Source organism: Rudaea sp. (assembly GCF_047601565.1).
GTDB lineage: Bacteria > Pseudomonadota > Gammaproteobacteria > Xanthomonadales > Rhodanobacteraceae > Rudaea.
The window spans coordinates 2,228,722-2,254,612 of sequence record NZ_JASGIY010000001.1 but is presented as its reverse complement, the minus strand read 5'-3'; the positions used below and the strand labels follow the sequence as shown (position 1 = coordinate 2,254,612).

Here is a 25,891-nt window from a genome sequence, read left to right as displayed (position 1 = left end):
GGTCTGGTTGGCGTGCGCACTCGCCCTGCAAGCCTGCGGCGGTGCGCAGAGCGGCGGTCCGGCGTCGGCGTTGGCCGCGGAGTACCCGCCCCGGCCGGCGCCGGTCGCAGCCGAACCGCACACCGGATTGCGCGACGATACGGGGACGACCGCCGCGCCGCCCGACGCGCGCCCGACGTTGCGCAAAGTCGTCGACACCCGGCAGTGTGGCATGGTCGCCGCGGCGTTTGCCGCGCCCGCGTCGTGGACCGACCATAGCGAGATCGAATGGAACTACGCCGACATGTCGCGGCCGATGACGATGACGGTCGCGGTGAAGAATCCGCAGGGCGTGGAAGGGTTCTGGTCGTTTCCCTCGCTCGACCTGTTCTGGAGCCCGCAGGCGGCGCGCATTTACCGGCCGGGCCAGCACACCGGCGGGCTCATCTTCGCCCAGCCGATGGCGCCGCTGGCGACGCTCGAGCAGTTCGTGCGCGAAACCCGCGCGAACGTGCAGAACCTGCGCTTCGTCGCCGAACGCGAATTGCCGGACGCGCCGCGCTCGCCGGAATTGCCACCATCGGCGAACCAGCGCGGCGTGTTGGTTGCGGTGAACTACGAAATCGATCATCGCCCGGTCGAGGAGGAATTCCACGCCACGTATTACGTGTTCGACGCGCCCTACGACGGCCCGCATGGCCGCGTCTGGCAGCGCGACTGGGGCCTCAAGGCGCCGGGCAGCATCCGCGCGGCGAGCGGCCGCCTCGATGCGCTGCGGCCGACCTTCAACGCAATCTCCGCGTCGTTCCAGGTCAACCCCGCCTGGCTGCAGCGCGTGCAGCAGGTCGACCGTGCGCTCGCGCAACGCTTCGACGCCGTGATCCGCAAGGACTTCGCCGACATCGACGCGGCCGGCGAGCGCGGGCGGCAGATCGTCGCGCAGAGCAACGCCTTCCTCGCCCGGATCGACCAGCAGATCGTCGCCTCGCGCCAGACCGGTGGCGGCGGTGTCGGCGGCGGACGCAGCCAGAACGACCTGCAGGACGACTACATCCGCGGCGTCGAGACTACCGACGATCCGACTCTGGGCACCTCGCAGCACTCGCTGATGCAGACCTACCACTGGACCGACGGCAACGGCGGCTACCGCGACAGCAACGACGCGAACTACAACCCGAACCACACCGAGAACGGCAACTGGGTGCAAATGCCGGCGGCGAGCCACTGATTCCGATTTCGTTCTATCATGCTTATCCGCTTTGCTGACAAAGAAATCAAAAGTAAAGCTTGAACCACGAAGAACACGAAGAAAACATCTGATTTTCACGCCCTTCTTCGTGTTCTCCGTGGTTCAGTCTGTTGATCTTGTCAACTGATGGGATAAGCATGCGTTCTCTACCCGCAGGATTTTCGCGGGGGAAAGGGTCGGGTTCGGAATATTGCCCACGGTCTTCGCCCGTCATTCGCATCGCGTTTCCGCCCCGTGGTCAATGATGCTTCGGTTTCGGCTTCGATTTCGGATGCGGCGTGTGGCTGTGGTGTCCGCCGCCATGATGGGAGGGGAAGGAATAACCGAAGATTTCGAAGCCATGTCCATTGGCTTCCATGAACGGATATTCGAGTTTCACCGGCAGGATGTGGGCCTCCAGCGCCAAAGCCAGTTCCGCCGACCAGCCCTTGCGCAGATTGGTGAAGCCCTTGCCCGCCTGCTTGGAGGCGACGCCCTCCACGGCCAGTTTCGCCACGGGTACGACACCGCAGGCGTTGATCGCGAACAGAGTCACCTCGGAGCCGCCGCCGAGATTGATGCCATGCTCCTGGTCGTATGCGATCTTCACGAAATGCGCCCCCGAGGCGTCTCCTTCGCCGACCTCGGAGTCGAACAGAAACTTCACCGAACCGGCGACCGAGCCCGCCCCATGATGATTCTTGCGCAGGATGTCGACGGCAACGCCCGACAACGGTGACAAGCCGTGGACGTGGAACTCCTTCGAGAACCCCGCGCTGCTTCCGTTCAACTGCCTGGACACTTGAACCGCCGAATACGCCAGCGACGTGAAGCCGACGACCTTGCTGATGGTTTGGACGGTGCTCGTCAGCGCGCAGGCCTTTTCGGCCAGTTCGCCGGTGTAAATGGCGTCCAGCGCCGCATCGACCGAGAACGTGGCCAGCAAGCCCGCCAAGCCTCCTTCTCCTTCCTCACCCGTCGGATCGATGTAATCCACCGGATCGTCGTAGCCGTAGAGATAGCGGTGCAGCGAGGCCGGATCGTCCGCTTCGCCCGACAGCGGATCGCGCGCCATGAAGCGGCCGGAGACGGGATCGTAGTAGCGCGCCCGCAACTGATAGAACACGGTGTCGGCGTCGAGGCGCTCGCCGCGGTAGCGGTACGGGTTGACCGTCGAGCCGGTGACCGCGACCGGGTTGCCGTGGGCGTCGTACCAGTACGCGTCCGTGATCGCCGCGCTCGCGTCGGTCAGCGCCGTGACGCTGCCCGAGCCGTCGCCGAGCGGCACGTGGCTGCCGGCCGTGCCGGTCAGGCCGACGAGGTCGTCGCCGAAGACGTAGCTGGCCTGCAGCGTGTTGCTGGCGTCACGCTCCTCGAGCACCTGCGAGAGGCCGGTCGGGTTGTTGTCGTCGACGAGGAAGTTGACCGTGCCGCCGGCGTTGGTCGCCTGCACGCGGTTGCCGTCGTCGTCGTAGACGTATTGATTCGACAGGCCGCCGCCCAGCACCGAGACGAGGCGGTTCTCGGGATCGTAGGCGTACTGCACCACGCCGGCCGCCGAGGTCTTGCTCGCGAGATTGCCGTTCGCATCCCACGCGTAGGTCGCGTCGCCGTCGCTGACGAGGCGGTCGTCGCTGTCGTAGCTGTAGGTCGTCGTCGTGCCGCCGCGCGTGGTCTGCGTGCGGTTGCCGACCGCGTCGTAGGTGTGCGTGGCCGTGAACGCATGCGTGCCGGTGCGCGTCTGCGCGGCAAGGCGGCCCTTGGCGTCGTAGCTGTAGGCGTCGACCGAGCCGTCGTTCTCGGTCGTCTGCATGAGGCGGCTCGCCGGCGAGTACGTGTGCGCGTAGGAGCGCAGCAGCGTGCCGCCCGCGGTCTTGTGGGTGAGCTGGATCGGGCGGTTGCGCACATCGTAGGTCGTGTCGCTGACGATGCCGTTCTGCGCGGTCAGGCGCAGCCGGTTGCCGGCCAGGTCGTAGGCCGAGGTGGTCGTGCCGGTCGGCGCGGTCACCTGGGCGAGGCGGTCGTTCGCATCGTACTGGTAGGCGACCGTCGCCGCGGGCGAGGCCAGTTCGGTGAGGTTGTCGTTGCCGTCGTAGGCGTAGTGCAGCGCCGCGCCGTTCGGCTTCGTCTGCGTGGCGAGGCGGCCGGCGGCGTCGTAGGCGTAACTCGTCGTGCCGCGCGCGTCGGTGACGCTGGTGCGCTGGCCGTCCGCGGCATAGGTGTAGGTCACCGTCGCGCCGCCCGGCAGCACCTTGCGCGTGAGGCGGTCCATCGCATCGTAGGCGTAGCTCGTCACGCGGCCCAGGCCGTCGGTATAGGCGACGACGTTGCCGATGGCATCGTAGGCGTACTGCTCGGTCTCGCCGCCCGGATACGTGCGCTGGAGCAGGCGGCCGAGCGCGTCGTAGCTGAATTGGGTGACGTGGCCGAGCGCATCGGTCTGGGTGAGGAGATTGCCGGCTTCGTCGTAGGTGTACTGCTCGCTGCCGTTCAGGCCCGACACGGCGACGAGGCGGCCCAGGCCGTCGTAGCTGTAGTTCGTCACCTGGCCTTCCTCGTTGGTCGTGCTCGTGCGCCGGCCGACGGCGTCGAAGGTCTGCTGCACGGTATGGCCGTCGGGCAGCGTGGTCTGTACCAGTTTGCCGTTGCCGTCGTAGCTCATCTGCGTCACGTTGCCGTTGGCGTCGGTGAGGCTCGTGGGCTGGCCGCTCGCGTTGAGCACGCTCGTCACCTGCGGGCGCGTGAGCGCGCCGCCGGGGCCGTTGGCGACCGCGGGATACTGCACCGACACCTGGCGGCCGGCCGAGTCGTAGGCGTAGTCGGTGCGGTTGCCGTTGGCGTCGATCGTCGCGTCGACGCGGCCGCCCGCCGAGTAGATCGTCTGCGTCGTGCTGCCGCCGGGCGTCGTCGTCGAGACCTCGCGGCCCAGTTCGTCGTAGGCGTGGCTGGTGACGCGGCCGGCCGGATCGGTCTCGGTGAGGACGTTGCCGTTCGCATCGTAGCTGCTCGACGCCGTGCTGCCGTCGGGATACGTCGTCTTGACCAGCCGGCCGAGCGCGTCGTAGGTCATCGTCGTGCGCCGGCCGAGCGCGTCGACCTGCGCGGTGACGCGGCCGGCGGCGTCGTACTCGGTGCGCGAGACGTTGCCGAGCGCATCGGTGGTCGCGACCAGGCGGTTCGAGGCGTCGTAGGCGAACGTGGTCGTCTGCGCGGTCAGCGTGCCGCCGACCGTGCGCCACACCGTCTCGGTGAGCTTGTTGCCGTTCGCATCATAGGTGTGGTCGGTGCGGCTGAGCAGGTTCGAGGACGCATCGCGCACGTCCGCGCGCGTCTCGTTGCCGGCGCTGTCGTAGCTGTAGCTCTTCACCGTGCCGATCGAATCGGTGCTCGTCGCGAGATTGCCGCTGCCGTCGAACGTGCCGTCGAACGTGCCCATGCCGGGCACGCTCATCTGCGGCGAGAGGCCGTTCGCCAGGTAGCTCATCGTCGTCGCGTGGCCGCCCGCGTCGGTCAACCGGGTCGGGTTGTCGTTCGCATCGTAGGCGTAGCTCGTCGTCAGCGCGAGGCCGGACGGATCGACGACCTGGGTCAGCGGGTTGTAGCCGTTCCAGGTGTTCTGCGTCGCGATGCCGTCGGGATTCGTGTTCGTCAGCGCATTGCCGAGGCTGTCGTAGGTGCTCGTCGTCGTCGCGAGCACGAGGCTGCCATCGATGGTGACCGGCGTCTGCGTCGCGGTGACGTTGCCGTCGGCGTCGTAGGCGATCGTGCTGACGTTGCCGAGGCGGTCGGTGACGACGGTGGTCTGCGTGTCCGGATCGTTCGAATAGGCGATCGTGTGCCCGGCCGCGTCGGTGCTCGACACGAGATGCCCCGCGGCGTCGTAGGTGTTGCGCACGGCCTGGTTGCCGTCGGGGTCGATCGCCGAGATCAGGTCGTGCTGGTAGTCGTAGGCGTACTTCGAGGTGCCGCCCGCGGCCGTGGTGTGGGCGACGAGATCGCCGTTGACGTCGTAGGTGTACGTCTGCACGCGGCCGGACGGATCGGTGATCGCGGTGATGCGGTTCTGGCTGTCGCGCGCGAACGCGACGCTCTGGCCCGACGAGGACGTGATGCCGGTCGCGGAGAACGTGGTGCTGTTGCCGCGCGCGTCGGTCACCTTGGTGACACCCGTCGCGTCGAACTCGAACTGCGTACCGTCGACGTTGGTGTAGCGGAAGTGTTTCGGATCGAACGTGCCCAGCGTGGTGTCGTCGAGCAGCGTGACGACGCCCGGCTGCGAGTCGGCGATCAGCAGGTTGGTGTTGTCCAGGCATTGCAGCGTGCCGACCATGCCGGGTTCGGGCACGTACGAGGCGTTCAGCGTCGAGAACGGCACGTAGTTCGAGGTATTGGGCGTGATCCGCAGGTCGAACGTCTGCACGTGCCCGTCCGGCAGCGTCACGCTGACCGAGTGCACGCGGTCGGCGACGAGCGCATAGCTCGTGCCGCCGCCGAGCACGCGCCAGGCATTGCCCTGTACCGTGCTTTGCGACACGCGCATCGTGTTGACGCCGAGCCGCCAACCGATGCCGAAATCGCCGATCGTCTTGTCGCGGCTGTCGTAGCTGCGCGTCACCGTGATCGGGGTGCCGGCCGCGGCGACGTTGAGGTCGACGTAGCCCAGCGTGAACAGGCCCGGTTTCTGTTGACCCATGACGACGATGCCGATCGTCGCGTCGGTCTCGTTGCCGCCCGCGTCGAACACGGCCAGGCGCAGCGTGTACGCGCCGTTGACACGCGCGGTCGGGTCGAGTTTGCCGAGCGTGCCCGACGATACCGGCGAGGTGCCCGTAGCGAGCGTGGTCCAGTCGCTCGTGCCGGCCGGCGCGAGCGCGAGCTCGTAACGCAGGAAGTGCGCGTCGCTCGCCGTGCCGGTAACGTCCGTCGGCGCGGTGACGTTGTCGTTGTCGCCTGGCGAGTCGATCTGCGCGACCGGCCCGGTCTGGTCACCGGCTGCGAACGACACCACGGTCAGCGCCGAGGTGCCGCTGACGCCGTTCAGCGTGGCCTTGATCGTCGTGTTGCCCGGCGCGAGCGCGACCGTGTCGCCGCCGCTGACGATCTGCGCGATGCCGGCCGGCGTCGCGCTCCAGGTCGCGGCGATCGTCACGTCCGCGCTGGTGCCGTCGGCGAGGATCGCGGTCGCGGTGTAGCCGAAGCTTTCGTTGACCACGTGCGCCTGCGGCGCGCCCGGCGAGACGACGATCTGCGTCACCGTGCCGGTCAACGGCGGACCGCTCGACACCTTCAGTGTCACCGGGCCCGGCGGCGCGAGCAGCGTGCCCGGCGCCGGGCTTTCGTTCAGCACTTCGCCTTCCGGCGCGGTCGTCGTCGCGACGGGCACGATCACCACCGAGGTGAAGCCCGGCCCCGCGAGCGTCTGGCGCGCCGCGGGCAGCGCCAGGCCGACGACATTCGGCAGCGCGGTCGGCGGCGGTCCGAGCGAGACGGTCAGGTCCACCGCCGAACCGAGGTTCGCGCTGCCGCCGGCGGAAGGATACTGGCTCAACACCTGTCCGGCCGGTGCCGGCGCATGGATCTGGCTGATCGAACCCACGCCGAAGTCCGCGGCGGCGAGCGTGCTCGTCGCGTCGGCCTGCGTCTTGCCGACCACGTCGGGCACCGTGGCGGTGCCGCCGCTCTCGCGCAACTGAATCGTCTGGTATGTCGTCGCGCCCTGCGAATCGGTCGCGGCGATGATGATGGTGTTGAAGCCCAACCCGGAGTCGCCGTCGCCCATCTGGCAAACGCCCGACGTCGATGCCGGCGTGAATGCGCCGCTGGTCGCATCGATCGTGCAGCCCACGAGGTCGCCGCGCGCGGACACCACGCTGTAGGTGACCGTGTCGCCGACGTCGGGATCGACCGCATGCGGATGGTAGAGGTCGGCGAGGTTCTGCCCATGCAACCAAGTGGTCGGCGGCGTGGTGACGAACACCGGCGGGCGGTTCTGCGGCACGAGGTTTATCGTCACCGTCGCGGGCGCCGACGTGAGCCCGTTCGCGTTCGCCGCATAGGTGAAGCTCGTCTGCATCGCCTTGCGCGGATCGACGGCGGCTGCGATCTGCGGCTGCGTGCCGAACACGTTGGTGGCCGGCGTTTCGAAATTGTCGACGAGCGGAAACTGCGGAATGCTGCCATCGTCGTTGATGTCGGCGACGTGGTAGTCGTAGCCGCCGAACACCGGGCGCGTCGGCCGCCAGTCGTTGTTCTGCGCGGCGAGCGCGTAGACATAGCTCGTTCCCGTGTAGCCGCCGCTCGGCGCGCCGAACACGAGGCTGGCATGGCCGCTGCCGTCGATGTCGCCCAACAGCGGAGACAGACGCGTGGCGGAATTGATGTTGGTGACTCCCATGTCGGCGAAATCGAGGTGGGTTTTCACCGTGCCGTCGTTGCCGTGCAGGAAATCGACGCCGCCCAGGCGGGTGCCGTAGTTGGGGCCCTGGCCCCACTGGTAGACGACTTCGGCTTCGCCGTCGCCGTCGAGGTCGAAGATCACCGGGCGGTTCTGCACCTCGATCGTGCTGTCGGCGTTCGGACCGAGCGAATGGACCCAGCGCACCTGGCCGTGGCGGTCGAACGCCCAGATCGCCGGGCCGAGATGGGTGACGATCTCGGGCAGTCCATCGCCGTCGAGGTCGCCGACGGTCAGCGCGCCGGTGTTGACGTTGCCCCAGTCCGGCAGCTCGGTCTTCCAGATCACGCTGGCGTCGGCGGCGCGGCGCGCGACGAGTCCGCCGTGGCCGCCGAGCTCCAGGCTCACGATCGCCGCGGCGCCGTCGCCGAGCTTGACGACCGCGGTGTCCTGCACGGCGCTGTTGTCCATCCAGTTCGAGATCAGGTTGCCGTCGGGGCCCCAGACCGCGCCGTTGGCGATCAGGCACGGCGCGCACACGCCGCTGATCGTGGCGACAACGAGATGGCCGAAGGCGTCGCGTCCGCCGTTCGATTCTCCGCCATAGGCCTGATAATAGTCCGCCGGCGCGACCCATTCCTGGCGCACCGTGCCATCGGCGCCATCGAGGCCGATGACGCCGGTGCACATCGTCAGCGTCGTGCTCGCGTCGTACTGGCTGCAGAACTCGGTGTCGGCGCTGTAACGGTTGATGTAGCCGCCGCCCGCACGCTTGAGCAGCACGGTCGGCGTCTCGCCCGCGTGCAGGCGCGCGATTACCGGCGTCACGCCGAAGACGATATTGTAATAGCCGCCGCCGTTGTCGGCGTTCAGGTGGAATCCGAGCGGATCGCTGATCCATTTGACGCTGCCGTCCGCGGCGCTCAGCGCCAGCATGCGGGTGTCGTCGGCGTCGGGGGAGCCCGAGCAGTGGCCGACGGCCGTGACGATGGCGGGGACGCCGCTGTCGTCGATGTCGCCGATCGCGCTCTGGTCGTAACCGTCGCTGTCGTCGGGCTGGCAATCGCCGAGCGATGCGTACTTGTCCGGCATGACCAGATGCTCGCCGACTTCCCAGACTTCCTCGCCGGTCGCGCCGTCGAACGCGACGAAGCCGTTGTAGTCCGCAGTGAAGGGCACGATCACCAACGGCGCCGCGCGCCCCGGCACGCGCACGATGCGCGCGTTGCCGTAGAGGTACCAATTCAGCCGACCCACGCTCCACTTCACGACCGGTTTGAAGGCCGGCGGCGAGAGCGTCGGCGGCGCGGTGAACGTGAAGCTGCCGGCGGCGTTGAACGTGTTCAACGTTCCCTTGTCGGGCTCGCTGAGCTTGTTCGCCGTCAGCGCCGCGCCCGGCGGCGTGTAGTCGTTCGCGAGCACGCCACTCGCCGCAGCGACCGTCAGCGTGTCGCCCAGGCGCACGCTGTACTCGTCGTCGTGCGCCACCGGCGCCACCGCCGGCAGCACGTGCAGCGTGAACGTGCGCGTGTCGGACAGGCCACCCGCATCGCTCACCTTCACCGTCGCCGCGTAGTCGCCCGCCGTGACGTTCGCCGTCCACATCAGATGCGCGCCGGCCAGCGTCATGCCCGCCGGACCCGACACGAGCGCGAACGTCAGCGTGTCGCCCGCGTCGAGGTCGCTCGCCATCAGCGTGCGCGTGAAGTTCGCCCCGATCGCGACGGTCTCGTCCGGCTGCGCCGCCAGCACCGGCGCATGGTTCGTCTGCGTGACGGTGACGTGGAACGTCGTCGTCGCCGTGTCGCCGGTGCCGTCGGTCACCTGCGCGGTGAACGCGTGCGTGCCGAGCTGGTTCGCATCCGGCGTCCAGTCCACCAGCGGCGAGGGGTTCAGCGCCGCGCCCGTCGGCGCGCTCGGCAGCGTGTACGTGAGCGACTGCGCCGAGGCCGTGCCGGTCACCTGCAGCACCTGCTGGTAGCGCGTGCCGAGCACGATGCTGCGGTCGGCCACGGGCACGAGGGACAGGGCGCCCGTGTTCGTCGTCGCGGCATTCACCGTCACCGTCGTCGTCGCGCTGTTGCTGATCGTGCCGTCGCTCGCGGTCAGTTTGAGCACGTAGATGCCGGCCTGGTCGAACGCGGCCGTCGTCACCGCCTGCGTGGCATCGCCGAATGTCGTGGTGCCGGGGCCGGCCTGCTGGGTCCACGCCAGCGTGAGCGTACCCGCCGGGTTGCGCGTGGCGCTGCCGTTGAGCGGGGCCGTGTTCGGCAGCGTGATGGTCTGGTCGGTGCCGGCGCTGACGGTGATGGTCGCGGTGGCGGTGGTCGTGTCGGGTTCGACGTCCGCATCGATGCGGAAGTAGAGGTTGCCGTCCGCCTTCTGCCAGTACACCGCCAGCAGGTCCGCGTCGACCGGCCCGTTCTGCGGCGAGGTCACCGCCGGGCTCACCCCGGCCCAGTCGCCGACATTGCCGTCGAGCATCACCGCGGTGCCGACCGCGCCGGCCAATGTCGTGAGCAGCGCCAGACCCACGATCAGCAACGGCGAGAACGCCTGCGGATGGCGCCGCCGCCACCCCAACGCCACGACCAGCACGGCCAGCGCGAGCGCCAGCGACAGCAACGCGGACAGCGGCGCGGGCACCGCCGTGCCGGTGCCGCCCGTGCTCCCGTCGCCGAGCGGCACGGCGAACGCCGCGGTTTCGTCCTGCCCGCCCGAGGCATTCGTGCTGACCGGCGTCACCCGCATCGTGCCCGTGGTCGGCAGCAGCGACAGCGATATCGCCGTCTCGATCGCCGCGGTGCCGTTGCTGCCGTTGCCGATTCCCGCCGACCAGCTTCCCGGATCGAGCACGCTGGCCGCGCCGAGGCTGCCGCCCGAGCAGACCTGGCGCTCGATGCGCGAGACGGTCGCGTCCGTGGTCGAGGTCGTCACCACCGTCGTCAGCACCTGCTCGACGCCGGTCACCGCGCCGTTCGGCGCCGCTAGCGTGCAACCCGTCGCGGCGTTCGCGTCGGTGTCGAGGTACAGCGCGAAGCGGTGCTCGCCGGCCCGCGCCAGCCCGCTCAATGCCAGACAGCACAACAGGACGGCCGCCCAGCCGCCCCGCCCATCCGCGTTTTTCCCGACCTCGCGCCCGTACATGAAATGCCCCCTGAGCCGTGACCAATGGTTGTCAGGCCCATACGGCGCAGAGGGGGCGCAACTCTCATCACGCGGAAAATTTCTTCGGGCGGGAATCCGGAATCCAGCCGTTCCGGCAGGGTCGAAGCGACAGCGAACCGAGGGAAACGACGAACCGAAGCCGGAACGACGGGGCGTCTCCCGTCGTCGAATTCCCGGTCAGTTCCCCAACTCCATCGCTTCGCGCACGCCGATGCCGTTCGCGTTGATCTCGGCCGTGATCTCGCCCGAGCGGAACATTTTTTCGTAGAGCGGGAACAACCGGGTCGCGGCAAAGTCGTCTTTCTTGTCCGCGGACATCCGCGCCTGCATCACGTCGACGTACTGGCCGAGCAGGCCGTAGAGTGCGCCGGAAAAGTGGATGCGCAGGAACACCGGCGTCGGGCTCGGCGGCGCGGCGAAGAAGGTGGCGAGCGCGGCGTCCTCCCCCTGGCCCGCGGCGAGCGCGATGGCCTTGTCGGTCGTCGCCACGGACACCGGCGGCAACTGCGCCGACGCGGGCACGAGGCCGGCCGGCAACGCGACCGGCTTGCCGTCGGGCCGGATCTGCAAGTCCTTCAGTTGCGGCAACGCCATCTGCGCCATGCCGATCGCGGCGAGCGGATTGTTCGAGCCGATCAGCAGGCGCGCGGCGACGTCGGGCGCTTTCGCGTCCTTGCGCAGGTCGAGCCGGTCGAGCGTGAGACGCAGGCCGGTGAGGTCGCTGAACGGCGGCGAGATGGTCGCCCCGAGCTGCTGCCTCGACTTGGCGAACGTCTCGTTGAGATCGGCGAACTCGGGGCAGGCGAACGGCTTCGCCGCGACCGCGTCGGCCTGCTTAAGCCAGAAGTCCTTGAGCTTGAGCAGCGGCGTGGCGAGGCCGATGTCGACCAGACCTTGCGCCGGCGCGCCGGTGCCGGGCGCGGCGATGAACGCCGCCATCAGCGCCTGCGCGAGCGCGGGTTCGGTTTCGAGTTGCACGGCGACGCTCAACTGCGGCGGGGCATAGGCTTCCGCACCGACGACGAGGCGCGGGAATTTCTGCGCGATCGCCTTCGCCTCCCCGGCGCAGACCGGATTTGCGTCGGCGATGTAGGTCGGCAGCTTCAGCGCCCTGGCGATTTCGAGATCGCTCCCGGTCTGCGTGGTGGTGAAGCGCTGCACGAGCGCGGCGATGTCGAGGTAGCCCTCGCCGTACGGCGAAAATCGATACTTCTTCGCAATCGCCTGCAGGCTACCGGCATCGAGCAGGTTCGACGCCGGCCGGGTGACGCCGAGCAGCAACTGCCTGACCGTGTCGTTCGCGCCGGCCGGCCACAGCGTGGCGACGAGATGCGCACCCTGCACGGCGACGGCGACCGTCACGTCGTCGTCGCCGAACTGCCAGTATTCCTGATCGCCCGTCTTGCCGGTCGGAATCTTCTCGCCGGCCTTGCCTTCGACGCGCGCGATCATCGCCTTGAACGCGGCGGGGTCGGCCAGTTCCAGGCGCGCCACCGGAACGAAGCCGATGCCGTAGACCGCCATGCGCGCATCGGGCTTGTAGCCGATCTCGCGCAGCTTCTCGAACGTGTCGCGCCCGCGCAGTTCGTCGAGCAGGCCCGCAAGGATTTTCGCTCCGCCATCGCCTTGCGTCTTCCGCTTCTCGAGCAGGCCGTCGTAGGTGTCGAGCAGGATCGGCATCAGCGACGACATCTGGCGCTGCCACCAGTCGATCATCGCTTTCGGCGGTGGCTCGAGATTGGCGTAGGCGTAAGGCGTGTCCGCCGGCGCGTAGGCGAGCGGCGGCTCGCTGCCCGACTGCGGTTTGGCGCAGGCGGCGAGGACGGCGGCGCCGAGGGCGAGCACGGCGTAACGGACGAGCTTGTTCATGCGGCACTTCCTCCGAGCAGTTCGGCGAGCACGGCCATGCGCGCGAACACGCCGTTGGCGACCTGTTCCAGGATCAACGACTGTGCGCCGTCGGCCACGTCGTCGGCGATCTCGACGTTGCGGTTGATCGGACCGGGGTGCATGACGAGGCAGCCCGGCTTCGCGCGCGCGAGGCGCGCGGCGGTAAGGCCGTAGCGCGCGAAGTAGTCGGCCTCGGACGGAATCGCCGCGGCTTCCATGCGCTCCTTCTGCAGGCGCAGCATGATCGCCGCGTCGCAGCCGGCGACGGCGTCGTCGAAATTGTGGAAAAGTGTACATTGCGCAAACTCCGCCGTGCCGGGCGCGGGCAGCAGTTCGGGCGGCGCGCACAGGCGCAGGTCGCGCACGCCGAGCGTACGCAGCACGTCCACGTCCGAGCGCGCGACGCGCGAGTGGCGGATGTCGCCGCAGACGACGACGCTCAAGCGGGAAAAGTCCCCGACGCGGCGGCGCAGGGTCAGCGCATCGAGCAACCCCTGGGTCGGATGCGCATGGCTGCCGTCGCCCGCGTTGAGCACACAGGCGTGCGAACGCAGGTGGCGAGCGATGGTTTCCGGCGTGCCCGATTCCTTGTGGCGCACGACGAACGCATCGCAGTGCATCGCTTCGAGGGTGTGGATCGTGTCGAGCAGGCTTTCGCCTTTCACCGTGGACGAACGTTCGATGTCGAAGTTGATCACGAGTGCGCCGAGCCGCTGCGCGGCGAGGTCGAACGAGGTGCGCGTGCGCGTCGACGGCTCGAAGAACAGGTTGATCAGCGTGCGTCCGGCGAGCAGGTCGAGCGGGCGCGCGCCGTCGCGGCTGTCGCGGCGCATCGCCTCGGCGCGGTCGAGGACGCGTTCGATGACCGCGCGCGGCAGGCCGGCGAGCGTGATGAGGTGGCGCAGGCGGCCGTCGGAGGTGAGTTGCAGGTTTTGCATGGTTTGCCGACAACGAAAGCGGGAGAAGGAGCGGTGCAACGGAAGAAGCGGATTTTCTTGAAAAGTGCGGCCATGGATGGCCGCTTCTTGATCTTGCGATCAAGGACGAGCGCAAAAACTACTCTCGCGCAGCCATTGTTCGACGATGACCTCCGCCGCGATCGCGTCGAGCGCCGCGACGTGCTTGCGCCTGGCCGTGCCGCCCGCGCGGCGCTCTGCGAAGCGTTCGGACGCGGCGTGCGAGGTGAGGCGCTCGTCGACAAGGTCCACCGGCAAGGCGTGGCGTTCGCGCAACGCCTCGGCGAACGCGCGCGCATTCCGGCTGTTCGCCTGTTCGCCCGAATCCAAGGTCAGCGGCAGTCCGACGAGCAGCGCGTCGGGGCGCCATTCACGCAGCAATGCGGCGATGCGCGCGAAATCCGGCCCGTTGGCGCCGTTGCCGACGACTTCGAGCGCGCGTGCGCTGGCGGTCACGCGGTTGCCGACGGCCACGCCGATGCGCCGCGCGCCGTAGTCGAAGCCGAGCACGACGGTGGCCGCTGCGCTCACGCCGCTGCCCTCGCACGGCGGCGGCGAACCATGCCGTTACGCATTGCCGGAGAAACTCGACAGGTTGGCCATGCTGACGCCGATCAGCTTCGCCGCCGCGTCCCAGCGCTGCTCCAGCGGCGTGTCGAACAGCACGCGCTGGTCGGGTTCGACCGTGAGCCACGCGTTCTGCTTGATCTCCTCCTCGAGCTGGCCCGCGCCCCAGCCGGCGTAGCCGAGCGTGACGAGCGCGCGCTGCGGACCGCGCCCTTCCGCGATCGCGACGAGCACGTCGCGCGAAGTGGTCACGCTGAGCGATTCGGAAACGCGGTACGAGGATTCCCACACGCCGTCGGCCGAATGCAGCACGAAGCCGCGTTCGGGCTGCACCGGGCCGCCGATCAGCACGGGCGCGTCCTCGATTTCGGCGTACGGCGATTTCAGGCCCATCTGCGCGAGCACGTCGCCGAGGCGGTACTCGGACAGGCGGTTGATCACCACGCCCATCGCGCCGTCGTTCGAATGCTGGCAGATCAGCGCCACGCTGCGCACGAAGCTCGGGTCGCGCATGTTCGGCATCGCGAGCAGCAACTGGTTGGCGAGCGAGGTGGGCGCGTACATGGACGCGATTGTACCGGAGCGGCGCACGGCGCAGGGACGGCCCCTGACGGTGGCGTACGCGCCCGCAAGGCCCGGGATGCGCGGCTATTCGACGGCGCCGGTCCTGCGCCGGCCCAGGCGCACCATTCGGCGCAACGCATCGCCGACCATGCCCAGCGAAGTCTTCACCGCGTCCACGGACCAATCGAGCACGCGCCGCTCGTCGACGCCGCTGAACGCGCGCATCACGTCCGGCATGTTCGTGATCGGCGCGTCCTTCCATTTCGCCGCGGCTTGCGCGCGCTTGCCGATCGCGTAGGTCACGCTCGCGTTGCTGACCGCCGAGGAAACGATACCCGCGATCGGCACGAAGCGCCGCGTCACTACGCCGCCGGCGCGCCCGGCGAGCCGGCGCAGCGCGCCGCGCACGAGCACGTCGCCGGCGATGCTCACGCTTGCGCCCATCGTCTGCACGCGCTCGACCAGTTCCGCGTGCAGGGCCGCGGGCAGCGTCAGCGAATAGAGCGCGAACGTATCCTCGACCAGTTCGCGCTGGACGCGCGCGAGGAATTTCGCATCGAGCACTTCGCCGAAGACGAAGCCGAGTACGCGGCCGAGTCCCGGAATCGACTCGATCGCCGCGGTCAGCGCGCCGGTCAGCGCGGCGCGCGTGCACTTGCGCCGCAGCAAGGCGACGAATCGCGCGTCGAGGTCGTCGGCACGCACGGCGGCGATTTGCGTGCTCGTCCGGCCTGCGCGGAGTTTGCTTTCCGGGTTGCGTGGGATGCGCAGCATGGCGGCATGCTAGCGGAAATCGCCGACCGGCGTGCGCAACGACGGTTCGGCGCGGGCGAGGCGCAATGCTCCTGGGTTATCCTTGGCGACCTGCCCGTCTTTTTGAACTGGACATGCCCGACCCCGCTTCCGCTTCGCTGGATCGCCACGACACGATCCGCGCCGTGATCCATGTAGACGGCGCATTGCGCCTGCTCGACCAGCGCGAGCTGCCGTTCGCGGAAACGTTCGTCGAGTGCCGCAACGCGCCCGACGTGGCGAAGGCGATCAAGGATCTCGTCGTGCGCGGCGCGCCGGCGATCGGCATCGCCGCGGCCTGGGGCGTGGTGCTGCAGGCCGCGCTGCTCGCCGGCGCCGGCCATGCGGTCACCGTTGCCGCGCTCGCATCGACTTTCGATGCGCTCAACGCCGCGCGCCCGACCGCGGTGAACCTCGCCTGGGCGCTGGCGCGCATGCGCGGCGCGCTGGCGCTCGCGAAAACCGATCCGCTTGCCGCGCTGGCCGCCGAGGCGCGCGCGATCCAGGACGAAGACCTCGCCGCGAACCGCAAGATGGGCGGGATCGGCGCAGGCTTTCTCGACCGCGGCAGCGGCGTGCTCACCCACTGCAATACCGGCTCGCTCGCGACCGCCGGTTTCGGCACCGCGCTCGGCGTGATCCGCGCCGGATTCGCGGACAGGAAAATTGTACAAGTATACGCAGGCGAAACCCGGCCCTGGCTGCAGGGCGCGCGCCTGACCATGTGGGAACTCGTGCGCGACCAAATTCCGGCGAAGTTGATCGCCGATTCCGCCGCCTCGCACCTGATGAAATCCGGCGCCGTGCAATGGGTGATCGTCGGCGCCGACCGCATCGCCGCAAACGGCGACGCGGCGAACAAGATCGGCACGTACCAGCTCGCGATCGCGGCGAAGCGGCATGGCGTCCGCTTCATGGTCGTCGCGCCGTGGTCGACCGTGGACATGGCCACGAAGCGCGGCGACGATATCGAGATCGAACTGCGCGACCCGGCCGAACTGCTATCGATTTCGGGCCGGCGCATGGTCGTCGACGGCGCCGATGCGTGGAACCCGGTGTTCGACGTCACCCCGGCGGAACTGATCGACGTGATCGTCACCGAGCGCGGTGCGATCGAGCGGCCTGGCGAGGCCGGCATGGCCAGACTCGCGGCGCTGGGCTGACCGATGCGCGAATTCGTCCTGTTCTGCGTCGGCGGCGTGCTCGGCTTCGTCGTCGACGCGGGCGTGCTGCAACTGCTCGTGACGGGCTTCGCATGGGACCGCTTCAGCGCGCGCCTGATCTCGTTCCTGTGCGCGGCGACGGCGACCTGGCTGTTCAACCGCAACCTCACCTTCCATGGCACGCGCAACCACTCGCGCTTCGGCGAATGGTGGCGATACATTTTCGCGATGAGCGGCGGCTTCGCCTGCAATTTCGCCGCGTACACCGCCGTCGTGCTCACCTTCGACGTCGACGGCCGTTGGCTGCCGCTGGCGGTCGCCGCGGGTTCGGTGGCCGGCCTCGGCGTCAACTATTTCGCCTCGCGCCACTGGATCTATCGCAGCAAGCCGCAGGCGTAGAAAACCCCTGCGCCCTTCTAATGGCCTCGTTCCCGCAAAACGGGAATCCATGGGGATTTTTCGCGTTTCCCGTTGGCGGCGGGATGGCGCATTCCGCTTTGTCGAAGTCGTGGTTCAACTTGTTGAAACCACGCGGGTTTTCCGGGCCGGAAATTCGCCTGAAAACACGCGGCATATGGTAGAATTGTAACAGCCGAAATCGCCTGATTTCGCGCCCGCGCGAAACCTCGCGCCGAGCAGAAACTACCGGGAAAAATTCCACGATGGCGGATCTGGCCAAAGAAATCATTCGCGTCAACATCGAAGACGAAATGCGGCAGAGCTACCTCGATTACGCGATGAGCGTGATCGTCGGTCGCGCCCTGCCGGACGTGCGCGACGGCCTCAAACCCGTGCATCGGCGCGTGCTCTACGCGATGCAGGAACTGAACAACACCTGGAACCGCCCGTACGTGAAGTGCGCGCGCGTCGTCGGCGACGTCATCGGCAAATACCATCCGCACGGCGACACCGCGGTCTACGATGCGCTCGTGCGCATGGCGCAGGATTTCTCGCTGCGCTATCCGCTCGTCGACGGCCAGGGCAACTTCGGTTCGGTCGACGGCGACAATGCCGCGGCGATGCGTTACACCGAGTGCCGCCTCGATCGCGTCAGTTCGGAACTGCTCGCCGACCTCGACAAGGACACGGTCGACTTCCAGCCGAACTACGACGAGAAGGATCTCGAGCCCACCGTGCTGCCCACGCGCGTGCCGAACCTGCTCGTCAACGGCTCGGCCGGCATCGCGGTCGGCATGGCCACGAACGTGCCGCCGCACAATTTGAACGAAATCGTCGATGCGACGATCGCGCTGATCGACAACCCGGATTTGAGCTTCGACGAATTGCTGCGCCTCGTGCCGGGCCCGGATTTCCCGACCCACGGCATCATCAACGGCGCCGCCGGCATCATCGAGGCCTACAAGACCGGCCGCGGCCGCATCTACGTGCGCGCCAAGGCCGAGATCGAAGCCGACGACAACGGCCGCGAGACGATCATCGTCACCGAGCTGCCGTACCAGGTGAACAAGAAACGATTGATCGAGGCGATCGCCGAGTTGCACAAGGAAAAGAAGATCGAAGGCATTTCCGAGCTGCGCGACGAATCCGACCGCGAAGGCATGCGCATCGTGATCGAAGTGCGCAAGGACACGCTCGCCGAAGTGCTGCTCAACAATCTGTATCAGCAGACGCAGATGCAGGTGACGTTCGGCATCAACATGGTCGCGCTGGTCGACGGACAGCCGCGCCTGCTCGGCTTGCGCGAAATCCTCGAAGCGTTCGTCCGCCATCGCCGCGAAGTCGTCACGCGGCGCACGATCTTCGAACTGCGCGAGGCGCGCAAGCGCGCGCACGTGTTGGAAGGTTTGACGGTCGCGCTGGCCAACATCGACGAGATGATCGAACTGATCAAGACTTCGCCGTCGGGCGACGTGGCCAAGGAGCGCATGCTCGCCAAGCGCTGGGAACCGGGGCTCGTGCGCGTGCTGCTCGCGGCCTCGGGCGCGGACGCGTCCAAGCCGGAAGACCTCGCGCCGGACGTCGGCTTGTCCGACTCGGGCTATCAATTGTCCGAAGTACAGGCGCAGCAAATTCTCGAAATGCGCCTGGCGCGCCTCACGGGCCTTGAGCAGGAGAAGCTCACCGACGAATACAAGGAACTGCTGACCACGATCGCCGGCCTGATCGAGATTCTCGAAAACCCCGACGTGCTGCTCAAGGTGATCCGCGACGAGCTGGCCGCAATCAAGGCGCAGTACGGCGACGCGCGCCGTACCGTGATCCAGGCCAGCCAGGAAGACCTCGACGTGCTCGACCTGATCGCGGCCGAGGACGTGGTCGTCACGCTTTCGCACGCCGGCTACGCCAAGCGCCAGCCGACGACGATCTACCGTGCGCAAAGGCGCGGCGGCAAGGGCCGCTCGGCGACCGCGATCAAGGAAGAGGATTTCGTCGAGAAGCTCTGGGTCGTCAACACACACGACACGCTGCTGACGTTCACGAGCCGCGGCCGCGTGTACTGGCTCAAGGTCTACAAAATCCCCGAGGCCGGCCCGAATTCGCGCGGCCGCCCGATCGTCAACCTGCTGCAACTGGAGGAAGGCGAGAAGGTGCAGGCGATCCTTCCCGTTCGCGAGTACACGCAGAACAATTACGTGTTCTTCGCCACGCGCAACGGCACGGTGAAGAAGACGCCGCTGACCGAGTTCGAATTCCAGTTGCAGAAGGGCAAGGCGGCGATCTCGCTCGACGAGGACGATGCGCTCGTCGACGTGCAGCTCACCGACGGCACGCACGACGTGATGCTGTTCGCCTCGAACGGACGCACCGTGCGCTTCGCCGAGGACGAAGTGCGCGCGATGGGCCGCGGCGCCAGCGGCGTGCGCGGCATCCGCCTCGCCGACGGCGCGCAGGTCGTCTCGCTGCTCGTCGTCGAGCATGCCGCCGAGCAGAGCGGCGACGAAGACGATGCCGCCGATGCGGTCGAGGACGAGACGCTCGCCGACGAAGCCGAATCGACTGCGGAAAGCTACGTGCTCACCGCGACCGAGCGCGGCTACGGCAAGCGCACGCCGCTGTCGAAGTACCCGCGCAAGGGCCGCGGCATCCGCGGCGTCATCGGCATCCAGTGCTCCGAGCGCAACGGCAATCTCGTCGGCGCCGTCGAACTCGACGACGCGCACGAGGTCATGCTGATTTCGAACCAGGGCACGCTCGTGCGCACGCGCGCGAACGAGATTGCCAAGGTCGGGCGCAATACGCAGGGCGTGACGCTGATCCGGTTGCCGGGCGACGAGTCGCTGGTTGGTGTTGTGGCAATCGAATCATTAGGGGCCGAAGAGGGAACGTCCGAGGATGGCAGCGCTATCCAGTCAGAGGTACCGCCAACGATCGAATGAGGAGAGGGAATGAGATTCCACTTGCTTGCAGTAATGAGTGCTGCTCTGCTGGTCGTTTCCGGATGCGCTTCAAAGCCTGTCCAAAAACCCAGTATCCCCAAGAATGAACAAGAATGCGTTGTGCGGGGTGGCAAGTGGATTCAGTATCCGATAATTCCGAGCTGGTATTTCTGCAGGATTTCCACGACAGATGGCGGTAAGTCGTGCTCAGACTCTAGCGAGTGCCAAGGTCAGTGCTACGCCGATCCGCGTTTGCCATCTGGCAAGTCGGCACGTGGACAATGCTCTTCTACATTATTAATCGAGGTGGGCGGCTGCCCCGCCTATGTTGAAAAGGGCAAGGTAATCCGGGAACCGTGCATTTGATGTTTTTTCCTTCTCCCACCGGGAGAAGGTGCCCGAAGGGCGGATGAGGGAAAGGCCTTTCAATCTGCAGGCACATATCGAAGTTGTCGCGCTCTCCCCTCATCCGGCGCTGCCGCGCCCCTTCTCCCGCTGGGAGAAGGGAAGCTGCCGCATCCGCACATCGTGGCCATCAAACCACCGCCAGCATCGACGCCGCATCGGACACCTTGAACTCGCCCGGCGCCTCGACGTGCAACGCTTTCACCACGCCGTCCTCGGCGTAGAGCGCGAAGCGTTTGCCGCGCATGCCCAGGCCGAACGCCGTGCCGTCCATTTCGAGGCCGATCACCTTGGTGAACGCGCCGTTGCCGTCGGCGAGCATGAGCAGGCCTTCGGGCACGTGTTGGTTCTTCGCCCATGCGTCCATGACGAAGGCGTCGTTGACGGCGATGCAGGCGACGTCCACATCTTTACTTTTGAACTCCGCGAACTTTTCCACATAACCGGGCAGGTGCTTGGCCGAACAGGTCGGCGTGAACGCGCCGGGGACGGAGAACAGCACGACCTTCCTGCCCCTGAAGATCTCGTCCGTGTTGATCGCCTGCACGCCATCCTTGAGAGTGTTGAGGTTGGCGCTGGGAATGCGGTCGCCGATCCGGATCGTCATGGCATGGTCCTCATGGAAGGGGAGTTGCCGATCATAAGCCGTCTTCGCGGCAGCGGTCACCCCGGCGTCGTTATCCGCCGCCCAGGCACGTAATCGGGCCGGCCAATCGGACCTCTTGAAAAGATTTTGGCCGTCCATATTTTTTCCGGCAACGGGCGATCCAAGCCCGAAATCCATCGAGGAATCCATCATGACCATCACGCATTATCCGTTCGTCCGTCCGCAGCGTTTCGAGAATGAGATCCGTCAGGTGTTCGACCGTTTCTTCGGCGATGCCGATACCGACCAGTCCAACGTCGTCACCAGCCAGTGGACGCCGCGCGTGGACATCCGCGAGGAGGACAAGCGCTTCGTCATTCTCGCCGACGTCCCCGGCGTCGACCCGAAGGACATCGAAGTGAACATGGAGAAAGGCATCCTGACGATCCGGGGCGAGCGCACCTCCGAGTCCAAGGAAGAATCCGCCAAGCTGACCCGCGTCGAACGCAGCTACGGGGCGTTCTATCGCCGCTTCGCGCTGCCCGACAGCGCCGATGCCGACGGCATCACCGCGAGCGGCAAGCACGGCGTGCTCGAGATTTCGATCCCGAAGAAGGCGCAGGCTGCGCCGCGCCGCATCGAAATCGCCCACTGAGGATCGGACGCGCCTCCCGGCGTTGTCGATGCAACCCGCGGTCGGCTATGCTGGCCGCGGGTATCGTCGTTTCCGCCGCCATCCCGGCAGGGACTGCCGGAATCCAGGCGACAGGATGCCGCTGTCGCGAATGCGGGTCCCGCTGCGTTGCCGTTACGGCGCCTGGATTTCCTGCGGTCGGCTGTCGCCGACCTGCGGCCCTGCTGGAGAACGCCGGGCAAAGGTTTCTCCTCCCGCGTCGTCAACCGGATCGCAAACACGCATGCAATTCAAAGACTACTACGACATTCTCGGCGTCAAGCCCGATGCGAGCGAGGCGGAGATCAAGACCGCCTATCGCAAGCTCGCCAAGAAATATCATCCCGACGTAAGCAAGGAGGCCGGCGCCGAGGAGAAATTCAAATCCGTCAACGAGGCCTACGAGGCGTTGCGCGATCCGGCCAAGCGCAAGGCGTACGACCAGATCAAGGCGCAGGGCTACCGGCCCGGGCAGGAATACCATCCGCCGAATTTCGGCGAGGGACAGGGCTTCGATTTCTCCGATGTCGGCGAAGGCGGTTTCTCGGATTTTTTCGAGTCGCTATTCGGAGGAGGAGGCGGCCGCGGTCCGCGTGGCCGCAGCGGCCCGCGCCGCGGGCGCGACGTGCAGGCGCGCGTCGAGATTACGCTCGCAACCGCGTTCAGCGGCGGCAAGGAGCGCATCACGCTGCGCGACGGCAACGGTGCGGAACGCACGCTCGAAGTGAAGATTCCGGCCGGCATCTTGCCTGGTCAGCAGATCCGCCTCGCCGGGCAGGGCTCGCCAGGCTCGCCGGCCGGCGATCTGCTGCTCGAGGTCGCCGTGCGCGAGGACGGCCGCTTCCGACTGGACGGTCGCGACGTGTTGCTGACATTGCCGATCACACCGTGGCAGGCCGCGCTCGGTGGCACCGTCACCGTGCCGACGCTGGCCGGCGACGTGGAATTGAAGGTTCCCGCCGGCTCCGACAGCGGCAAGCGCATGCGCCTGCGCGCGCGCGGCATGCCGGGCGCGACGCCTGGCGACCAGTTCGTCACCTTGCAGGTGCATGCGCCGCCCGCGCACACCGCGGCGCAGCGTAAGCTCTACGAACAGATGGCGCAGGAATTCGGCGAGTCTGCCGTGCGCGCGTGATAAAAAGGTTTGCCTACTGGCGGGAACGACAAGCAAGAACTACGGCACGGCGGGCAGCAGGTTCTTGATCGCCTGCACCAGTTCCTTCTCGTCGATCGGCTTGGTCACGTAGGCCTTGGCGCCTTGGCGCATGCCCCAGATCTTGTCGGTTTCCTGTCCCTTGGTGGTGACGAGGACAACGGGTATGTGCTTCGTCGTCGGCTCGCGCGCGAGCATGCGCGTGGCCTGGAATCCGTTGAGGTTCGGCATGACCACGTCCATCAGGATCAGGTCGGGGATGTCGCGCTTGGCGAGGTCCACACCGGCGACGCCGTCTTCGGCCGTAGTGGCGAGATGGCCGAGTTTCTCGACGATGCGCTTGAGGCCGAGCAGTTGCGTCGGCGAATCGTCAACGATCAGGATACGCGCCATGAGTGGAACCTGCCCCCTGCAGGGATGAATGATTCGTCATTGTAGGCACAAGTCGTTTGCGGCCACAAACGGCTCGAAGTCTGCGCGTGACGTCCGTCACGCTCGGTCCTGAAGCCTGACCAGCGTGCGCCCGAACGAGCCCCCCGCGAGCATCGTCTCGAACACGGCCGGAAGGCCGTCGAGACCGATTTCGCGCGTGGCGATGCGGTCGAGGTGCGCCGGTTTCCAGTCACTGGAAAGGTGCTGCCAGACCGCATCGCGGATGTCGCGCGCGGTGCCGGCCGAGGCGATGCCGAGCAGGCTGACGCCGCGCAGGATGAACGGCATCACGGTCGTCGCCAGCGAGTGATCGGCGGCGAGGCCACAGCTCGCGATGTTGCCGTAGGGATGGATGACGCGCGTCAATCCGGCGAGCATCTCGCCGCCGACGTTGTCGATCGCGCCGGCCCAGCGGCTCGTTTCGAGCGGACGCTGGCCCCAGTACAGGTCCTTGCGCGAGATGCATTGCTTCGCGCCGAGCGCGATCAGGTCGTCGAAGTGTTCGAGCTTGCCGCTGATCGCGTGCGCCTCGTAGCCCGCTTGCGTGAGGATGTCGATCGCGAGCGAGCCGACGCCGCCCGTCGCGCCGGTGACGACGACCGGGCCCATCGACGGTACTTGTCCATTTTGCTGCATTCTATACAGCGACAACCCGGCGGTGAAGCCGGCCGTGCCGAGCACCATCGCCTCGCGCAGCGTCAGGCCTTTCGGCAACGGCACGACCCATTTCGATTCGAGCCGCGCGTATTGCGCGTAGCCGCCGTCGCGCGTCTCCGACAGGCCGCAGCCGGTGACGAGCACCTGGTCGCCTTCCTTGAACTTGGCGTCGCTCGATTCGACCACGTGGCCGGCCACATCGATGCCGCCGACCAGCGGCGATTCGCGCAGGATCTTGCCCTTGCCCGTGCCGGCCAGCGCGTCCTTGTAGTTGACCGAGGACCAAGCGACCTTGACGACGACCTCGCCGGGCGAAAGGTCGTCGAGCTTCAATTGCTCGATTTCGGCGCGGTAATCGCCGCGGTCGGCGTGGATGCGGAAGGCGTCGAATGGGGCGGAAACGGACATGGGTTGTGCCTGTCAGTTCACCTTGTGGATTGCCCGTTTGTCGACCGCGAGCGCGGCTTCGTGCACGGCTTCGCTGAGCGTCGGGTGCGCGTGGACGATACGCGCGAGATCCTCGGCCGAGCCGTGGAATTCCATCGCGACCACGGCCTCGGCGATCAGTTCGGACACGCCCGGGCCAACCATGTGCACGCCGAGCAGGCGGTCGGTTTCGGCGTGGGCGAGAATCTTGACGAAGCCGGCGGTCTCGTTCATCGCGACGGCGCGGCCGATCGCGGCGAACGGGAACGCCCCCGCCTTGTACGGAATGCCGGCCTTCTTCAGTTCCTCTTCGGTCTTGCCGGCCCAGGCGATTTCCGGTTCGGTGTAGATCACCCACGGGATGTAATCGTAGTTGACGTGCCCGGGCTTGCCGGCGATCAGCTCGGCCACGGCGATGCCTTCCTCGAAGCCTTTGTGCGCGAGCATCGGCCCGCGCACGCAGTCGCCGACGGCCCAGACGCCATCCGCGCCGGTATGGCAGTGCTCATCGACGACGATGCGGCCGCGCTCGTCGAGCTGCACGCCCGTGCCTTCGGCAAGCAGACCGTTCGTCGCCGCGCGGCGGCCGACCGCGACGAGCAGCTTGTCGACGACGAGCTTCTGTTCGCCCTTGGCGTCGGCGTAGGTGATCTCGACCGTATTGCCCTTGACCTCGGCCTTGCCGACCTTGGCGCCGAGCTTGATGTCGAGGCCCTGCTTGGCGAATTCCTTGGCGGCGACCTTGGCGACGTCTTTCTCGGCCGCCGCGAGGAATTCCGGCAGCGCTTCGAGGATCGTGATCTCGGCGCCGAGACGGCGCCAAACGCTGCCGAGCTCGAGGCCGATCACGCCCGCGCCGATCACTCCGAGGCGCTTCGGCACGGCGTCGAAATCGAGCGCGCCGGCGTTGTCGACGATGCGCTTGCCGTCGAATTTGGCGAACGGCAGCTCGATCGAGGTCGAGCCCGCGGCGAGGATGATGTTCGGCGCGGTCAATTCGGTGGTCGAGCCGTCGAAGCGCTTGACGCTGACGACCTTGTTCGGCAGCAGCGTGCCGAAGCCGTCGTAGGCGGCGACCTTGTTGCCCTTGAACAGCAGCGCGACGCCGCCGGTGAACTGCTTGACGATCTTGTCCTTGCGCCCGACCATCGTGCCGACGTCGATCTTCGCGTCCTTCGTCGTGATGCCGTGCACGGCGAAGTGCTGGGTCAGGTTCCAAAACTGCTTGGACGAGTCGAGCAGCGCCTTCGACGGAATGCAGCCGACGTTGAGGCAGGTGCCGCCGAGCGCGAGCTTGCCGTCCTTGCCCTTGAAGTTGTCGATGCACGCGGTCTTGAGGCCGAGCTGCGCGGCGCGGATCGCCGCGTGATAGCCGGCGGGGCCGCCGCCGATGACGATGACGTCGAATTGGTCTGCCATTTTCTTTGTCTCTTGATCTCCCTTCTCCCATCGGGAGAGGGTAGGTAGCGCGAAGCGCCGGATGAGGGTTCGGTTTCGGTGAGAGGTCGATAGCGATCCGG

At 67.2% G+C, this 25,891-nt stretch carries 16 protein-coding genes; 6 read left to right on the top strand and 10 right to left on the bottom strand.

All coding sequences use genetic code 11. The annotated features are described in order from the left end of the window. The first annotated feature begins 7 nt into the window (after window positions 1-7). On the top strand, window positions 8-1,207 hold the full coding sequence (locus QM741_RS09820; protein ID WP_415207531.1) for a hypothetical protein: 1,200 nt from the start codon (window positions 8-10) through the stop codon (window positions 1,205-1,207). Between the two features lie 259 nt (window positions 1,208-1,466). Here the strand turns inward: QM741_RS09820 and QM741_RS09815 are convergent, their stop codons facing one another. From QM741_RS09815 to QM741_RS09790, 6 genes are all read right to left on the bottom strand, one after another. Further along, window positions 1,467-10,748, bottom strand: a complete 9,282-nt coding sequence (locus QM741_RS09815) for a PASTA domain-containing protein (RefSeq protein WP_415207530.1) — start codon at window positions 10,746-10,748, stop codon at window positions 1,467-1,469. Window positions 10,749-10,946: 198 nt separating this feature from the next. Continuing rightward, window positions 10,947-12,638 carry a hypothetical protein gene (locus QM741_RS09810; protein WP_415207529.1) on the bottom strand — a complete coding sequence of 564 codons (1,692 nt, stop codon included), beginning with the start codon at window positions 12,636-12,638 and terminating at the stop codon, window positions 10,947-10,949. Continuing rightward, window positions 12,635-13,597: an aspartate carbamoyltransferase catalytic subunit gene (locus QM741_RS09805; RefSeq protein WP_415207528.1), complete on the bottom strand. Its 963-nt coding sequence runs from the start codon at window positions 13,595-13,597 to the stop codon at window positions 12,635-12,637. Before QM741_RS09805 ends, QM741_RS09810 begins: the two co-directional genes overlap by 4 nt. 99 nt (window positions 13,598-13,696) lie before the next feature. Beyond that, window positions 13,697-14,146 (bottom strand): Holliday junction resolvase RuvX, encoded by a 450-nt coding sequence (gene ruvX, locus QM741_RS09800; RefSeq protein ID WP_415207527.1) that lies wholly within the window; start codon window positions 14,144-14,146, stop codon window positions 13,697-13,699. A 36-nt stretch (window positions 14,147-14,182) separates the two neighbouring features. Further along, on the bottom strand, window positions 14,183-14,746 hold the full coding sequence (locus QM741_RS09795; protein ID WP_415207526.1) for a YqgE/AlgH family protein: 564 nt from the start codon (window positions 14,744-14,746) through the stop codon (window positions 14,183-14,185). 84 nt (window positions 14,747-14,830) lie between these two features. Next, window positions 14,831-15,520: a hypothetical protein gene (locus QM741_RS09790; RefSeq protein WP_415207525.1), complete on the bottom strand. Its 690-nt coding sequence runs from the start codon at window positions 15,518-15,520 to the stop codon at window positions 14,831-14,833. A gap of 113 nt (window positions 15,521-15,633) precedes the next feature. Here QM741_RS09790 and mtnA point away from each other — a divergent pair, with 113 nt between their 5' ends. From mtnA to gyrA, 3 genes are all read left to right on the top strand, one after another. Further along, entirely contained in the window at window positions 15,634-16,701 is a 1,068-nt protein-coding gene (gene mtnA / locus QM741_RS09785) for an S-methyl-5-thioribose-1-phosphate isomerase (protein ID WP_415207524.1), read from the top strand. A 3-nt stretch (window positions 16,702-16,704) separates the two neighbouring features. Further along, on the top strand, window positions 16,705-17,100 hold the full coding sequence (locus QM741_RS09780; RefSeq protein ID WP_415207523.1) for a GtrA family protein: 396 nt from the start codon (window positions 16,705-16,707) through the stop codon (window positions 17,098-17,100). Window positions 17,101-17,363: 263 nt separating this feature from the next. After that, window positions 17,364-20,039 (top strand): DNA gyrase subunit A, encoded by a 2,676-nt coding sequence (gyrA, locus tag QM741_RS09775; RefSeq protein ID WP_415207522.1) that lies wholly within the window; start codon window positions 17,364-17,366, stop codon window positions 20,037-20,039. Between the two features lie 535 nt (window positions 20,040-20,574). Here gyrA and QM741_RS09770 read toward each other — a convergent pair. Beyond that, window positions 20,575-21,051, bottom strand: a complete 477-nt coding sequence (locus tag QM741_RS09770) for a peroxiredoxin (protein WP_415209103.1) — start codon at window positions 21,049-21,051, stop codon at window positions 20,575-20,577. 190 nt (window positions 21,052-21,241) lie between these two features. Between QM741_RS09770 and QM741_RS09765 the strand changes: the two genes are divergently transcribed. Next, on the top strand, window positions 21,242-21,685 hold the full coding sequence (locus QM741_RS09765) for an Hsp20/alpha crystallin family protein (RefSeq protein WP_415207521.1): 444 nt from the start codon (window positions 21,242-21,244) through the stop codon (window positions 21,683-21,685). Between the two features lie 262 nt (window positions 21,686-21,947). Next, the gene (locus tag QM741_RS09760; RefSeq protein WP_415207520.1) at window positions 21,948-22,838 is read left to right on the top strand and encodes a DnaJ C-terminal domain-containing protein; all 891 of its coding nucleotides are present in this window, start codon (window positions 21,948-21,950) and stop codon (window positions 22,836-22,838) included. A gap of 39 nt (window positions 22,839-22,877) precedes the next feature. Here QM741_RS09760 and pilH read toward each other — a convergent pair whose 3' ends face one another. The 3 genes from pilH to lpdA all read right to left on the bottom strand — a co-directional run bounded on the left by pilH (window position 22,878) and on the right by lpdA (window position 25,790). Next, window positions 22,878-23,249: a twitching motility response regulator PilH gene (gene pilH / locus QM741_RS09755; RefSeq protein WP_415207519.1), complete on the bottom strand. Its 372-nt coding sequence runs from the start codon at window positions 23,247-23,249 to the stop codon at window positions 22,878-22,880. Between the two features lie 96 nt (window positions 23,250-23,345). After that, complete coding sequence (locus QM741_RS09750) at window positions 23,346-24,353, bottom strand: oxidoreductase (protein ID WP_415207518.1); 1,008 nt, start codon at window positions 24,351-24,353, stop codon at window positions 23,346-23,348. A gap of 12 nt (window positions 24,354-24,365) precedes the next feature. Next, complete coding sequence (lpdA, locus tag QM741_RS09745) at window positions 24,366-25,790, bottom strand: dihydrolipoyl dehydrogenase (protein WP_415207517.1); 1,425 nt, start codon at window positions 25,788-25,790, stop codon at window positions 24,366-24,368. Between the last annotated feature and the right edge of the window lie 101 nt (window positions 25,791-25,891).

Bases quoted from the DNA above. Each gene is read 5' to 3' on its own strand.
- QM741_RS09750 (WP_415207518.1), bottom strand. From the start codon at position 24,353: ATGTCCGTTTCCGCCCCATTCGACGCCTTCCGCATCCACGCCGACCGC.
- QM741_RS09780 (WP_415207523.1), top strand. From the start codon at position 16,705: ATGCGCGAATTCGTCCTGTTCTGCGTCGGCGGCGTGCTCGGCTTCGTC.
- QM741_RS09795 (WP_415207526.1), bottom strand. From the start codon at position 14,746: ATGTACGCGCCCACCTCGCTCGCCAACCAGTTGCTGCTCGCGATGCCG.
- QM741_RS09810 (WP_415207529.1), bottom strand. From the start codon at position 12,638: ATGAACAAGCTCGTCCGTTACGCCGTGCTCGCCCTCGGCGCCGCCGTC.
- pilH (WP_415207519.1), bottom strand. From the start codon at position 23,249: ATGGCGCGTATCCTGATCGTTGACGATTCGCCGACGCAACTGCTCGGC.
- QM741_RS09805 (WP_415207528.1), bottom strand. From the start codon at position 13,597: ATGCAAAACCTGCAACTCACCTCCGACGGCCGCCTGCGCCACCTCATC.
- lpdA (WP_415207517.1), bottom strand. From the start codon at position 25,790: ATGGCAGACCAATTCGACGTCATCGTCATCGGCGGCGGCCCCGCCGGC.
- QM741_RS09765 (WP_415207521.1), top strand. From the start codon at position 21,242: ATGACCATCACGCATTATCCGTTCGTCCGTCCGCAGCGTTTCGAGAAT.
- QM741_RS09790 (WP_415207525.1), bottom strand. From the start codon at position 15,520: ATGCTGCGCATCCCACGCAACCCGGAAAGCAAACTCCGCGCAGGCCGG.
- mtnA (WP_415207524.1), top strand. From the start codon at position 15,634: ATGCCCGACCCCGCTTCCGCTTCGCTGGATCGCCACGACACGATCCGC.
- QM741_RS09770 (WP_415209103.1), bottom strand. From the start codon at position 21,051: ATGACGATCCGGATCGGCGACCGCATTCCCAGCGCCAACCTCAACACT.
- gyrA (WP_415207522.1), top strand. From the start codon at position 17,364: ATGGCGGATCTGGCCAAAGAAATCATTCGCGTCAACATCGAAGACGAA.
- QM741_RS09815 (WP_415207530.1), bottom strand. From the start codon at position 10,748: ATGTACGGGCGCGAGGTCGGGAAAAACGCGGATGGGCGGGGCGGCTGG.
- QM741_RS09760 (WP_415207520.1), top strand. From the start codon at position 21,948: ATGCAATTCAAAGACTACTACGACATTCTCGGCGTCAAGCCCGATGCG.